Source organism: Sodalis praecaptivus (assembly GCF_000517425.1).
Lineage (GTDB): Bacteria > Pseudomonadota > Gammaproteobacteria > Enterobacterales > Enterobacteriaceae > Sodalis_A > Sodalis_A praecaptivus.
Window position 1 is genome coordinate 3236021 of sequence record NZ_CP006569.1, and the last position, 13304, is coordinate 3249324.

11 protein-coding genes, 7 tRNA genes and 1 pseudogene are annotated in these 13304 nt (G+C 56.2%); 13 read left to right on the forward strand and 6 right to left on the reverse strand.

Features of this window, described 5'->3' with window-relative positions; all coding sequences use genetic code 11:
* The first annotated feature begins 82 nt into the window (after positions 1-82).
* From SANT_RS14270 to SANT_RS14300, 7 genes are all read left to right on the forward strand, one after another.
* Positions 83-159: transfer RNA gene (locus SANT_RS14270), tRNA-Met, on the forward strand.
* Positions 160-165: 6 nt separating this feature from the next.
* Positions 166-250: transfer RNA gene (locus tag SANT_RS14275), tRNA-Leu, on the forward strand.
* Between the two features lie 20 nt (positions 251-270).
* Positions 271-345: transfer RNA gene (locus SANT_RS14280), tRNA-Gln, on the forward strand.
* 46 nt (positions 346-391) lie between these two features.
* Positions 392-466 (forward strand) — tRNA-Gln (locus tag SANT_RS14285).
* 45 nt (positions 467-511) lie between these two features.
* Positions 512-588 (forward strand) — tRNA-Met (locus SANT_RS14290).
* A gap of 6 nt (positions 589-594) precedes the next feature.
* Positions 595-668 (forward strand) — tRNA-Gln (locus SANT_RS14295).
* Positions 669-686: 18 nt separating this feature from the next.
* Positions 687-761 (forward strand) — tRNA-Gln (locus SANT_RS14300).
* 187 nt (positions 762-948) lie between these two features.
* Here the strand turns inward: SANT_RS14300 and SANT_RS23435 are convergent.
* From SANT_RS23435 to ubiF, 6 genes and pseudogenes are all read right to left on the reverse strand, one after another.
* Positions 949-1155: an ogr/Delta-like zinc finger family protein gene (locus tag SANT_RS23435; RefSeq protein ID WP_237234692.1), complete on the reverse strand. Its 207-nt coding sequence runs from the start codon at positions 1153-1155 to the stop codon at positions 949-951.
* 396 nt (positions 1156-1551) lie between these two features.
* The gene (locus tag SANT_RS24505; RefSeq protein ID WP_158500160.1) at positions 1552-2820 is read right to left on the reverse strand and encodes a DUF3472 domain-containing protein; all 1269 of its coding nucleotides are present in this window, start codon (positions 2818-2820) and stop codon (positions 1552-1554) included.
* 140 nt (positions 2821-2960) lie between these two features.
* On the reverse strand, positions 2961-3410 hold the full coding sequence (locus SANT_RS14310; protein WP_025422963.1) for a lysozyme: 450 nt from the start codon (positions 3408-3410) through the stop codon (positions 2961-2963).
* Positions 3411-3474: 64 nt separating this feature from the next.
* On the reverse strand, positions 3475-3765 hold the full coding sequence (locus tag SANT_RS23850) for a hypothetical protein (protein WP_158500161.1): 291 nt from the start codon (positions 3763-3765) through the stop codon (positions 3475-3477).
* A 395-nt stretch (positions 3766-4160) separates the two neighbouring features.
* Positions 4161-4849 (reverse strand): annotated as a pseudogene (locus SANT_RS23855) (IS1 family transposase).
* 384 nt (positions 4850-5233) lie between these two features.
* A complete protein-coding gene (gene ubiF / locus SANT_RS14325) occupies positions 5234-6415 on the reverse strand; it encodes a 3-demethoxyubiquinol 3-hydroxylase (RefSeq protein ID WP_025422965.1) in 1182 nt (393 codons plus the stop codon).
* A gap of 173 nt (positions 6416-6588) precedes the next feature.
* On the opposite strand from ubiF, the gene miaB reads away from it, so the two are divergent.
* From miaB to SANT_RS14355, 6 genes are all read left to right on the forward strand, one after another.
* Positions 6589-8013, forward strand: coding sequence for a tRNA (N6-isopentenyl adenosine(37)-C2)-methylthiotransferase MiaB (gene miaB, locus SANT_RS14330; RefSeq protein ID WP_038668609.1), 1425 nt, complete (start codon positions 6589-6591; stop codon positions 8011-8013).
* Positions 8014-8233: 220 nt separating this feature from the next.
* Positions 8234-9328, forward strand: a complete 1095-nt coding sequence (locus SANT_RS14335; protein ID WP_025422967.1) for a PhoH family protein — start codon at positions 8234-8236, stop codon at positions 9326-9328.
* Entirely contained in the window at positions 9325-9795 is a 471-nt protein-coding gene (gene ybeY / locus SANT_RS14340; protein WP_025422968.1) for an rRNA maturation RNase YbeY, read from the forward strand. Before SANT_RS14335 ends, ybeY begins: the two co-directional genes overlap by 4 nt.
* Before the next feature lie 46 nt (positions 9796-9841).
* A complete protein-coding gene (gene corC / locus SANT_RS14345) occupies positions 9842-10720 on the forward strand; it encodes a CNNM family magnesium/cobalt transport protein CorC (protein ID WP_025422969.1) in 879 nt (292 codons plus the stop codon).
* Positions 10721-10727: 7 nt separating this feature from the next.
* Positions 10728-12260, forward strand: coding sequence for an apolipoprotein N-acyltransferase (gene lnt, locus SANT_RS14350; protein ID WP_025422970.1), 1533 nt, complete (start codon positions 10728-10730; stop codon positions 12258-12260).
* A gap of 9 nt (positions 12261-12269) precedes the next feature.
* Complete coding sequence (locus SANT_RS14355) at positions 12270-12851, forward strand: MSMEG_1061 family FMN-dependent PPOX-type flavoprotein (protein WP_025422971.1); 582 nt, start codon at positions 12270-12272, stop codon at positions 12849-12851.
* The last annotated feature ends 453 nt before the right edge of the window (positions 12852-13304 follow it).

Consider the following 13304-nt stretch of genomic DNA (forward strand, 5'->3'; position numbering starts at 1 on the left):
AGCGAAAAAAAGGGGTTGACTGAAGTTCGTCAACTCCGCATAATGCGCCCCGCAACGCCGAATGTAGGTCATGCGGAAAGTTGGCTACGTAGCTCAGCTGGTTAGAGCACAGCACTCATAATGCTGGGGTCACAGGTTCGAATCCCGTCGTAGCCACCATACTTTGCGGGAGTGGCGAAATTGGTAGACGCACCAGATTTAGGTTCTGGCGCCGCAAGGTGTGCGAGTTCAAGTCTCGCCTCCCGCACCATTGTTTCGGTTAGCAGCAAATGGGGTATAGCCAAGCGGTAAGGCAGCGGGTTTTGATCCCGCCACGCCCAGGTTCGAATCCTGGTACCCCAGCCATCTCGCTTAGTTTCACGGGCGAAAAGCGCTGCAATTGCGGCTTAGATGGGATATAGCCAAGCGGTAAGGCAGCGGGTTTTGATCCCGCCACCCCCAGGTTCGAATCCTGGTATCCCAGCCATGATCTGCCGAATTCAAGGTCTGTTGCTAAAAACGGTAATAAAACGGCTACGTAGCTCAGCTGGTTAGAGCACAGCACTCATAATGCTGGGGTCACAGGTTCGATTCCCGTCGTAGCCACCATATTTTTGGGGTATCGCCAAGCGGTAAGGCACCGGATTCTGATTCCGGCATCCCAGGTTCGAATCCTGGTACCCCAGCCAGAACATGACGTAAAAAATTGGGGTATCGCCAAGCGGTAAGGCACCGGATTCTGATTCCGGCATCCCCAGGTTCGAATCCTGGTACCCCAGCCATATCTAGCCCGCTCAGGCGGTAATAAGAGAACGCTCCTTCGGGAGCGTTTTTTTATGATTTAATATATTGAAATTAGAGGAATTTAATTTCATTGCGCCCCTATAATGTCCCTCTTTGACCACAAGCCCCGTTTTTCGAGGCGGCAATTTTTGAAAATCTCATAGACGCTTATGATTCTTAGGTGGGTCAATCAAATTGTAACAAGTTTTGACTGGTATGATCCGGAGGGGATGTGACGGGCTCAATCTGCTGGGGCACGCAAACAGAGCGTGTAAAAGTTTCATGTGAGCTGAAGGTGTGCCCACGATTGAGGTTGGCACATTGATTGTAACGCGCTTTCGTCGTGGTAATAAGGTAGGGGCTGGTTCGGGCGTGTGCGGACTGACCGCACAGAGGCTAATGCATCATGACGTGAGTACTCTCCATCACGCACCCAACGAGTGGCAGCGGTAGAATTCACTCTATCAATTCGTTATCCGTTATCTCATTTCAAGCTCATCGATTTTTAACGCCAACTCCAGCGCAGAAGTGAATCCGCTGCCGAGCGCAGTATGTGTCACCGTGACCAGCGTCCAGGCGGCCTGCTGTTTGGCTTTGACAAATTCTTGTCACTGCCCTGACTGCTTGGCCTGCTGCAGGTGGGTGATTTACACGTACTGGAGCCTGACCACGATAGCGAGAACCACTATGATGGCGAATATTGCGGTAGCAAGAAGCCTTTTCGCAAACATAAAACGTCTTGCCCCGCTAGTGATGACTAATTAATAGTTCACTAATTTCACTTCGCCGTTACAGCTTTAACCATGGGGAAGCCGAGGGAGGGGTAGTAACTTGGGGCTCTTGTCCGACATTCCACCATTTTGCTTCCCATTCGTTACTTTCCCAGCTTACCCTATCGCCAAGTTGATATTTGGTGTTCTTATCCCATACTGGATAGATTGAATTATTGACTTCAAAAGAGGTACTTTTTACATTTGAATCATCATTAAAGATGCTTGTAATTTTCAGTGTTACAAAGTATTTTCCAGGTATCAACTTGTGTGGGAGTTTAATATATGCCAATCTCTGATGTGGGATAATTTTTGATTCCTTCACTATAAGAGTGCCGTTAACCTCTTTCTCTCTCAATTCTATGGTGTAAGACAATTGTGGCGATAAACCATCATCAATGGTCCAGCTCACTTTCAAGGTGTCAGATAACAGCTCAGTAGAAATTACATCTATTTTTGGTGCTTTTGTTGGTTTCGGCCTGTCATCGAACTGATTAACTCTAAATTCTTTTTCTTCTTTGTCATTTTCAAAATCACCACCAGCAATAAGCTTGATATTGGTGTTGCTGTTGACAGACTCAGCATTCCATGTTCTCGGCGAACCACCCGCTGTTGCTTTATAATACAAAGGTTTTTCCCAAGAACCATCTGAATGCATTTTAAAATGTTGTCCATAAATACCGTGGTATCCCAGGGCATTACCCGCAAAACGTTCAAGGAAACCCACTACGGTTTGATTCTTTATAAGGACATCTTTATTTGGAATTATCACGGATGAAAAATGCACCCATTTCTTAGTTTCATAAGAATACATAAACATCCCGGCATGAGTAACATCTTCCCCTTGTATATACCACCGTCTGACTGCCGTTGCATACCACTGATTGGTTTTCCAGGGCATGGGATGTGACGTATGTAAGCCTGTTCCTTCCCCGCCAAAGCGATTTGTATATAATCCAGGGCATCCGTATTCTAACTTTACTTCTGTAGGCTCGCCAGGTGTGGTTTCTTTCATATCCCACACAGAGAATATGTTATTATAAACAAATTTAACCCCCTCTAATATTTTATTTTTTTGATGCTGAATACCTGCATAACTGCCTCTTTCCCCAAAGTAAGGATTGCATGTAGACCAATATATATGTTCAGCATCGCCTTCAGAAGGGACATATTGTTCCGTGTAAATCAGTTCTGCATAGGTTGATTTAAATATTGATCTAATACTAGGCCCAGAGGTAGGTACTGACTTGTAAGGAAATTCTGACAAAAAGTTTTTGCTTTCTTCCATTATTTATTACTCTTATTAATGTTACCGACTATTTTGGTAAAGCGCTCGCTCTACCCTCCACTGACTGACCCGCTGTTTAGAGACGACGGCACTAATAGACTTCCTGTGCCGTATCTCATCACAGGTACGGGTCAATTCATTTACTCTCCTGGCTTAAACAACGCTTTCTCTTCCTGTCGGCGCTTAATCAGGCCCGGTAACGGCGCGTGTTTACTGTCGATGCTCGCATAGCACCATTTGGGAAATTCTGCCGCTGCGCCAGTCGCATCACCCTCATTGATGATGTTAAGCAACGTCGAAGCGGTAAACTCCCCAATGCCGATAGTGAAAACCAGTGAACATAATGCATCGAACTGATTTTGCGTCACCGGCACCGTTATCAGAACATTCAGCCGTATAACCACAGCGTCGATATCGTCACGCTTCAAAGTTTCCGCTTGTGCTGGCGCGAAGACTTCCTTTTTCAGGTAACGCCTAAAAAGGGGGCGGTGGACGGCGCGTGTTGGCAGAGCCTCTGGCTCGCCTCGGCGCCCCGTGCCGCCCTCGCCGGGGGCGATTCTGTTGTTAATGGTGGTTAGTTGCTGGGTCAAGTCGCTGTTCCAGCTGTTTATTGTTGATTTTCACGCCACTGGCCTCATCTGGGCCAACGCCGGCCTAAACCGTCCAGGGCTTGCTCTTCTTCCCCTCCTGGCGCAGCGCGTTGCCCACTACTTTTAGCAAACAAGCCTTAATCTTGTCCGGCATATCCTGCCCGGCCAGTAACGACCGGGCGCGTAGACGCTGCTCAGTATCGAGCAGACACCCGCCATTCAGGTTGTGCTGGGCGCTGGCGGTAGGCTGTTCCGCGATGAGGCAGGCGGTAGCGCGCTCAAGGCCGTCCAGAGCTGGCCGGCCGTGACGCAAGGCATAGTCGCCGGTATCCAACGCCGCTTTAATGTCGCTCACGTCCACTAGCCTGACCAGCATCCGCACCCTTCGCTCCAGCGTCACTTGCCAGCACGCCCGCTAGCCACGGCTGATAGACGGGCAACCTCTCTCGCTTGAGTTGTGCCTTGCGGTGGTGGGATTCAATACCTTAGCCGGTCCAAAGCCTGCTTGAGCTTAAACAGCAGCAGCTCGTAATGGCTCAGATGGCTCATTTGTGCTGATGCCTCCGACGAGGCCGCCAACTGGGCGGCCATGTAGGCACGATGATTTTAGGCGTGGTCGCTCATCAGTTTGCCCCCAGCTTTTTGGCCGGCTTGTTCTCCGGCGCCAGGATTGGGATATTTCCAATCAGCGCAGTGCATTGATGATCCTCACCACATACGCTGGGTTGACGGATTCGGTAATGACTTCTCTTAGTAGAACATGTGTTTTTCGATGAAGGCGCCGATGACCTTTTCGGGGATCTCGACGGAGCGCGAAAAGCAAATCGTTATACGCGCCAGTCGTTTACTGCGGGTAGGGAGCGTCAGGTTATTGCGCTCTATGCGTTGCGTGAAGATCTTGTCAGTCAGAGGTTTCTGCTTCGGTACCTCTCTTGCATAGCGGCCCCAGTTGTCACTGGTCATCATGCCGATGTTGAACGGCGTCAACCAAGCCAGCGATTCACGGCGGGTCTCATCGTTTCGGCGGCCTAAATGCAGGCCAGAACGCCGCCCGTTTCGGTATTGTAATCATTTCAGAGCCAGTGCCGTAGCGCCTTACTGCCAACGAAGCTCGATTGCTCATCAAGTTCACAGATAAGGGCGACATCGGTGTGAGCAACGGGAGGAGACGTTATCCGGCGGAGCGAGAGCTTTTTTAAAAGTCCGGATGACCGTATTGATGCCGATTTTCAACGCTCTGGCGTTAGCGTGAACACCGGCACCGTTAAAGGCCATATCACCGATCTGCTCTTTCACTCCCGGCTTTCGCGCTTCATAGCGGTAGGTAAGCTGGAATACGCGGCGACAGCGCTGACACCGGAAGCGTTCGCGCCGAGGTAGATTAAGGCCATGTCGATAAATCTATCTGAACGGCAGCGAGGATAAAGAACAGAAATTATAACCTCGTGGTAACCTCAAATAGCGGCAGCCTATTACAAAAGCCAACTAATTGACGGCATTACCCAATATCGCTGGAGAAACCACAAATTGGTCATAGGCATTATCCCCTTCGTTTTGGCGCCATTTAGGCGCTCAAACTGAGCTATGCCGTGGGGGGCGTCGCCAGCTCGCACACCCGTGGCAATGCTGTTATTTACAGACAGCATTTTCACCAGATGGCGTTTTTGCAGAATGATGAACGGTTTTCAGTGTGTGAGGCGAGCATGGTCGTTTACCCAAGACAACGGTCGCGGCCGCGCGGCATACCGTCCAGGCGCTGGCGCGGGATAGCCGCTCCCCGATGCCGGCGGCCGACACTGCCGGGCGTCACTCCTGACAGGGGTTTACAGACCCAACGCGTAGCGCAACACCCGCTGCTTAATGCCGCCGGCGCGCTCAGCCAGCATCAGGCCGAGGTTGCGCGCCAGCATCAGCGGCGGCAGATCGTTGCTGAACGCCGTATAGAACGCATCCATTCCCGCCTGCATCAGCAGGTTATCGCCGCGCCGGCGGCGCTGGTAACGTTGCAATACCGCCAGCGTATCCCAGGGTTCATCACGACGGCGAGCCTCGATCAACACCTCCGCCAACGCCTCGGCATCGCGAAAGCCGAGATTGGCCCCCTGCCCCGCCAGCGGATTAATGGTATGCGCGGCATCGCCGACCAGCGCCAGCCCCGGCTTGACGTAGTCGCGGGCGTGCTGACGCGTCAGGGGAAACGATGCCGCGCCATGCAGGGTGAACGTGCCGAGCCGCGCGGGGAAGGCCGCCTGCACTTCCCGCGCCAGCGCCGGCAGCGAGAGTTTTTCCAGTTGGCGGATACGCGCCGCGCCGTCATACCATACCAGCGACGCCCACCGGCCGTAGAGCGGTAAGAACGCCCGCGGACCGGAGGGATGGAACGCCTGCCAGGTCACATCCTGTTGCTCGCCCTCGGTTTCCACGCTGAGCAGCAGGCAGGATTGTCGGTACTGCCAGCCGCTGACCGCGATGCCCGCCTGTCGCCGCACCCAGGATTGCGCGCCGTCGGCCCCGACCACGACCCGGCTCGTGACGGTACTGCCGTCACTCAGCGTCAGCCGCCAGCGGCCGCCCTCATGGACCATGGCGTCGAGCGAGGCCGGGCAGCGCAGCGTCAATGGGCCGCAGTCGGCGAATCCCTGCCACAGCGCCTGCTGCAGCCGGCGGTTCTCCACCATAAAGCCCAGCTCCGGCAGGCTCAGGGAGGCGGCATCGAACGCCACCTTCGATGACGGCCACTCCCAGGTTTCCAGGCGGCGGTACGGTACGCAAAAACGGTCGTCGATGCGCTGCCAGGCCTGGATGCGACGCAGCAGCGCCACCGAGGCGCAACTGATGGCCGACACCCGTAAATCCGGCGGCGCGTCGTCGGCCACGGACGTGGGCAGCGCCGGGTCGACAACCAGCACCCGAAATTCCGCCTGCGCCAGCGCCAGCGCCAGCGCCCCGCCCACCATGCCGCCGCCGGCCACCACTACGTCATAGCACGCTTCGTTCGTCTTCATTTCGGCCAATGCCTACGCTATTATTTTTCAGATTCCGGTAGTGTACCGCAAAATTGGCCCTTCAGAGCGGCGTCGTGCGCGCTAGACTGGTCACAACACCGGCAAAGGATTACAATACGCGCCCTGCGCAAGCCTGCGGGCTTTTTAATACTGCATTGAGTAATAGCAAGCTGATGACCAAAAAACTCCATATCAAAACCTGGGGCTGTCAGATGAATGAATACGATTCATCCAAGATGGCCGACTTACTGGACAGCACCCACGGCTACCAGTTGACGGACAACCCCGAAGAGGCGGATGTCCTGCTGCTCAATACCTGCTCCATCCGGGAAAAAGCGCAGGAGAAGGTGTTTCATCAGCTGGGCCGCTGGCGGATGCTGAAGGAAGCCCGGCCGGATTTGATTATCGGCGTCGGCGGCTGCGTGGCGTCTCAGGAAGGCGCCCATATCCGCGAACGGGCCAACTATGTGGATATCATTTTCGGGCCGCAGACCCTGCATCGCCTGCCGGAAATGATTAATCACGTCAACGGCACCCGCAGCCCGGTGGTGGATATCAGCTTCCCGGAAATTGAAAAATTTGACCGGCTGCCGGAGCCGCGCGCGGAAGGGCCGACCGCCTTTGTCTCGATCATGGAAGGCTGCAACAAATACTGCAGTTTCTGCGTCGTACCCTACACCCGCGGCGAGGAAGTGAGCCGTCCGTGCGACGATATTCTGTTCGAGATTGCCCAGTTGGCGGATCAGGGCGTGCGCGAAGTCAACCTGCTGGGGCAAAACGTCAACGCCTATCGCGGCGCCAGCTATGACGGCGGTATCTGCACCTTCGCTGAACTGCTGCGGCTGGTGGCGGCCATCGACGGAATCGACCGTATCCGGTATATCACTAGTCATCCCATCGAGTTCACCGACGATATTATCGATGTCTACCGCGATACCCCGGAGCTGGTCAGCTTCGTGCATCTGCCGGTGCAAAGCGGCTCCGATCGCATTCTGACCATGATGAAACGCGCCCATACCGCGCTGGAATATAAATCAATCATCCGCCGGCTGCGCCAGGCGCGCCCGGATATCCAGATAAGCTCGGACTTCATCATCGGCTTCCCGGGCGAAACCCAGCACGATTTTGAGCAAACGATGAAGCTTATCGCCGACGTGAATTTCGACATGAGCTTCAGCTTTATCTACTCCGCCCGTCCCGGTACGCCCGCCGCCGATATGGTGGACGACGTCAGCGAAGAAGAGAAGAAGCAGCGGCTGCATATTTTGCAGGAACGCATCACGCAACAAGCCATGCAGTTCAGCCGCCGCATGCAGGGCACGGTGCAGCGTATCCTCGTGGAAGGCACATCGCGCAAAAATGTGATGGAACTGTCGGGACGCACCGAGAACAATCGGGTCGTCAATTTTGAGGGCGCGCCGTCCATGATAGGCAAATTCGTCGATGTGGAAATTGTGGATGTCTATCCCAATTCGCTGCGCGGCGTGCTGTTGCGCACCGAAGATCAAATGGCATTGCGCAGCCATGAAAGCCCGGCGTCGGTCATTGCCCGCACCCGTAAAGAGAACGAACTGGGCGTGGGCATTTACCAGCCGTGAGCCCCCTGCCCGCCATCACGCCGGGGCGGCTCGCCGCTCTGGCGCCTCGCCGTTGCCCTGGTTGCATTGCACTAATTGTGCCCCAATATACATATAATGGTCTTTGCCCTTGACGCATGGGCGGGGATGCTTCATTTATTAGCCATGTGCCCCGGTGCCGGCCCGCCGGCTCCCGGCCTGTGGTTCACCCTGTAATGGCTTTTGTGCCGAGAGGAAAGATTTGAACGTCGAAACCAAAGAAATCATGCTGGAACCCGCAGACAACAACCGTCTATTGAGCCTCTGTGGGCCGTTTGATGACAACATCAAGCAACTTGAGCGCCGGTTGGGCATTGAGATCAATCGGCGTGACAATATTTTTAAGCTGGTGGGCAAGCCGCTGTGCGTCGACGCCGCCGCGTCCATTCTCACCTCGCTGTACGTCGACACGGCGCCGCTACGGGGCATCATTGCCGATATTGAGCCGGAACAAATCCATCTGGCCATCAAACAGAGCCGGGTATTGGAACAAACGGCGGATAGCGTGCCCGATTATGGCCGCGCGGTGAATATACAAACTAAACGCGGCATCATTAAACCGCGTACGCCGAACCAGGCGCAATATATCGCCCACATTCTCGATCATGACATTACTTTCGGCGTCGGCCCGGCCGGGACCGGTAAAACCTATCTGGCGGTGGCGGCGGCGGTAGATGCGCTGGAGCGGCAAGAGATCCGCCGTATTCTCCTGACCCGTCCGGCGGTGGAAGCCGGTGAGAAGCTGGGTTTCCTGCCCGGCGATCTCAGTCAAAAAGTCGACCCTTATCTGCGCCCGCTTTACGACGCGCTGTTTGAGATGCTGGGTTTCGAGCGGGTGGAAAAACTGATTGAGCGCAATGTCATCGAGGTCGCGCCGCTGGCCTACATGCGCGGGCGTACGCTGAACGACGCCTTCATTATTCTTGACGAGAGCCAGAACACCACCATTGAACAGATGAAGATGTTCCTGACCCGCATCGGTTTCAATTCCAAAGCGGTGATAACCGGCGACGTCACGCAGATAGACTTACCGCGCAACCAGAAATCAGGGCTGCGTCACGCGGTGGAAGTGCTGGCGGAAGTCGAGGAAATCAGCTTCAATTTCTTCCACAGCGAAGACGTGGTGCGCCACCCGGTGGTGGCGCGTATCGTCAATGCCTATGAAGCCTGGGAAAGCGCTGACCAGAAACGCAAAGACCAGCTGGCTGCCGAGCGCAAACGCGAGTCCTTAGGCCAGAGTAACGGCGCAGCCCAGGGCGGTTCAGGTTCACCGTCCGCCGGGGAGCATAACGCATGAGCGAGGTGATACTGGACCTGCAACTGGCCTGCGACGACGCGCGCGATCTGCCCGCCGAAGCGGATTTCCTGCGCTGGTTGCAGGGCGTGTTGCCGCTGTTTCGCGACTGCGCGGAAGTCACCGTGCGCCTGGTGGACGAAGCGGAAAGCCATGAACTCAACCTCACCTACCGCGGCAAAGACAGGCCCACCAACGTGCTCTCCTTTCCCTTTGAAGCCCCGCCGGAAGTGGAACTGCCCCTGCTGGGGGATTTGGTTATCTGCCGCCAGGTGGTGGAACGCGAAGCGCAGCAGCAGGAGAAAGCGTTAGAGGCGCATTGGGCGCATATGGTTGTTCACGGTTCGCTGCATCTGTTAGGGTATGATCATATCCTGGATGAGGAAGCCCTGGAGATGGAATCGCTGGAAACGGAGATTATGCAAAAGCTCGGTTACCCGGATCCCTATCTTGCGGAAAAAGACGCGTAATCTCCCGTTCCCTTTAATTATTAGAGAGTGAAACTAACTTAACGCTATGAGCGACGACCATTCGCAGAGCAACGACAGCCCCAGTCCCAAAAAGGGCTTTTTTACCCTGATGCTAAATCAGCTGTTTCACGGTGAACCGAAAAACCGTGACGATCTTTTGGAACTTATCAGGGATTCCGAACAGAACGAACTTATCGACCCCGATACCCGCGATATGCTGGAAGGCGTCATGGATATCGCCGAACAGCGGGTGCGGGATATCATGATCCCCCGCTCGCAGATCATCACGCTGATGAAAAACCAATCCCTTCAGGAGTGCCTTGACGTTATCGTCGAATCGGCCCATTCCCGCTTTCCGGTCATCAGCGAAGATAAAGATCATGTGGAAGGGATCCTGCTGGCCAAGGATTTGCTGCCGTTCATGCTCAGCCACGACGAACCCTTCAGCATCGAGAAGATCTTGCGGCCGGCGGTCGTGGTGCCGGAAAGCAAGCGGGTAGACCGCATGCTCAAGGAGTTCCGCTCCCAGCGCTATCACATGGCCATCGTCATAGATGAATTCGGCGGCGTGTCCGGTCTGGTGACCATCGAGGATATCCTGGAGCTTATCGTCGGCGAAATCGAGGATGAATACGACGATGAAGAGGATCGGGATATTCGCCAACTGAATCGCCACACCTTCACCATCCGCGCGTTAACCCCCATTGAGGATTTTAACGACGTCTTCAATACGCACTTCAGCGACGAGGAAGTGGATACCATCGGCGGCTTGGTGATGCAGGCCTTTGGTCATTTGCCGGCGCGCGGCGAGGCCATTGACATCGATGGCTACAATTTCAAAGTGGCGATGGCCGACAGCCGGCGCATTATTCAGGTGCATGTCAAAATACCCGAGAATTCACCGCAACCCACCATGGAAGATTAAATTCCCAATGGCCATCCCCCCACTGTTTGCACGTCAGCGGCTCCGCGCGCTGCTGGCGCTCGTTACCGGCGCCTGCGGCACCCTGGCATTTTCCCCGTACGATTTCTGGCCCGCGGCCATTCTCTCGCTCGGCGGCCTGCTGGCGGTCACGCTCAACCGCAGCGGCCGCCAGGCCGGCTGGCTGGGCTTTGTCTGGGGCTTTGGCCTGTTCGGCACCGGCGTTAACTGGGTCTACGTCAGCATCGCGCAATTCGGCGGTCTGCCTGGCCCGGTAAACGTGGCGCTGGTGGTGGTGCTGGCCGCCTATCTGGCGCTCTATCCCATGCTGTTTGCCGCTCTGCTGGCACGGCTGTGGCCGCGTACCAGCCTGTGGCGGCTGGCGCTCGGCGCGCCGGTGCTGTGGTCGGTCACCGAATTTCTGCGCGGCTGGGTATTGAGCGGTTTCCCCTGGCTGGAATTTGGCTACAGTCAAATCGATGGACCGTTGAAAGGGATCGCGCCGCTGTTGGGCGTACAGGCTATCACCTTCATGCTAATGATGATAAGCGGCCTGGCGGTCTTGGCGCTGGCGCGGCGGCGATGGCTGCCGGCGCTGGGCGCGCTGGCGCTGCTGCTGCTGCCCTGGCCGCTGCGCTCGTTACAGTGGTACCAGCCTCAGCCGGCGCGGGCCATTGACGTGGCGCTGGTGCAGGGCAATATTGCCCAGTCGATGAAATGGGAGGCCAGTCAGGTCGGCCCGACGCTGGATATCTACCTGCAGCGTACCCTGCCGGCCCTCGGCAAGGCGCAGATGGTCATTTGGCCGGAGTCGGCCATCCCCGACGACGAGATTGCCCAGAACGCGTTCCTGACCCGGCTCGATGAACAATTGCGGCAGGGGCATACCCGTTTAATCACCGGCATCATCGACGCACGGCCTACGCCGCACGGCTATGATTATTACAATAGCATCGTGGTGTTGGGCGAAGACACGCCTTACCGTTATCCCTCGAAGGATCGCTACAACAAGCATCATCTGGTGCCCTTCGGCGAAACCGTGCCGTTTGAGCGTCTCCTGCGGCCGCTGGCGCCGCTGTTCAATCTGCCGATGTCCTCCCTCAGCCAGGGAGAGTATTTGCAGCCGCAGCTGCAGGTGGCCGGCATGAAACTTACCGCCACCGTCTGCTACGAGATTATCCTGGGCGGCCAAGTGCGGGATAATTTCCGTCCCGATACCGACTTCCTGCTGACCGTGTCCAACGACGCCTGGTTTGGCCATTCTATCGGCCCGTGGCAGCATTTCCAAATGGCGCGCATGCGCTCGCTGGAGCTGGGGCGGCCGCTGCTGCGCAGCACCAATAACGGCATCACCGCGGTTATCAACGCCGACGGGACGCCGCTGGCGCAATTGCCGCAATTCACCCGTGATGTGCTCAACGTCCACGTCACCCCGACGCGGGGGCTGACCCCCTACGCCCGTGCCGGCTCCTGGCCGCTATGGATTGTTACGCTGCTGGCCGGATTGACCGCGCTGGTGTTTGATCGCCGCCGACCCGCCTGAGGACATGGCATGCTGCTTGATGAACGCTATATTTTGCAGGACAGCGCGCAGTTGCGCGACTATTACGCCGCCCCTCATCCCGGCGTGCTGCATAAACAGATTGATCATTTAGATGATTATGCGCGACGGCTTATCGCCCTGTCGCCGTTTGTGGTGTTGGGTACCCAAGGTCCCCGTGGGTTCGACTGCTCGCCCAAGGGCGGTGAACCGGGATTTATCCAGGTAGAGAACGACAAAACGCTGCTGCTGCCGGATCGGGGGGGCAATAATCGTCTGGATGGCTTGACCAATCTGCTGCATCACCCGTTTGCCGGCCTGCTGTTTTTGATTCCGGGCTGGTCGGAGTGTTTTCGCGTGAATGGCCGGGCGCAGATTTCCGTGGACCCAGCTCTGTGCGCGCGGTTTGCCCAGAACGGGGTGCCGGCGAAGAGCGTGGTGGTCATCCGGGTGGATGAAGCCTTTATCCATTGCGGTCGCGCTATTGGCTTCGCCGGTCTGTGGGAAAGCGGTAGACAGCACGATCCGGCGCAGTTGCCTAAGGCGCTGGAGGTGTTCAAGGCGCACGTTGCCCTGCATAAGGCGGCGCAATAGCAAAAGCGCCCTCAGCGCGCGACGCGGGAAGCGTACGAGACAAACGGCCTCGGTTGCCATAACGCACCCGTGACCGTGCTGGCTCGGGCCTCATCGCCGTGAAACCGTCACTGCCAATCTGAGGGCTTACTGCCCGAACGCCGCCGGCCCGTCACCGCCCCGCTCCCCTGTCGTCAGCGCCGTCAAGGGGGCTTACCTTGCCTCTCCTCGCCGGCCCCGCCGATAACCCCAGCAGCAAAATTGGCCGCGCCTGGCGCCTAGCCGCGTCAGCCGGCCAGGTCATGAACTGCCCCGTTCTTATTCTGGAAAGCCATTTCCATGCCGGTGGATCCCCCGCCACCGCTGGCAGATAACCTGTTTGCGCCATCAACGACCGTGCTCCATAGCGGGGCAATAGTTTCACCTGGCATGAATATTGCTGCCAATTATTTGGTTGAGGGTACCGATGCGGCG

Excerpts from the sequence above, each read along its gene's own strand:
- miaB (WP_038668609.1), top strand. The coding sequence starts at position 6,589 with ATGACCAAAAAACTCCATATCAAAACCTGGGGCTGTCAGATGAATGAA.
- SANT_RS24505 (WP_158500160.1), bottom strand. The coding sequence starts at position 2,820 with ATGGAAGAAAGCAAAAACTTTTTGTCAGAATTTCCTTACAAGTCAGTA.
- ybeY (WP_025422968.1), top strand. The coding sequence starts at position 9,325 with ATGAGCGAGGTGATACTGGACCTGCAACTGGCCTGCGACGACGCGCGC.
- ubiF (WP_025422965.1), bottom strand. The coding sequence starts at position 6,415 with ATGAAGACGAACGAAGCGTGCTATGACGTAGTGGTGGCCGGCGGCGGC.
- lnt (WP_025422970.1), top strand. The coding sequence starts at position 10,728 with ATGGCCATCCCCCCACTGTTTGCACGTCAGCGGCTCCGCGCGCTGCTG.
- SANT_RS14355 (WP_025422971.1), top strand. The coding sequence starts at position 12,270 with ATGCTGCTTGATGAACGCTATATTTTGCAGGACAGCGCGCAGTTGCGC.
- corC (WP_025422969.1), top strand. The coding sequence starts at position 9,842 with ATGAGCGACGACCATTCGCAGAGCAACGACAGCCCCAGTCCCAAAAAG.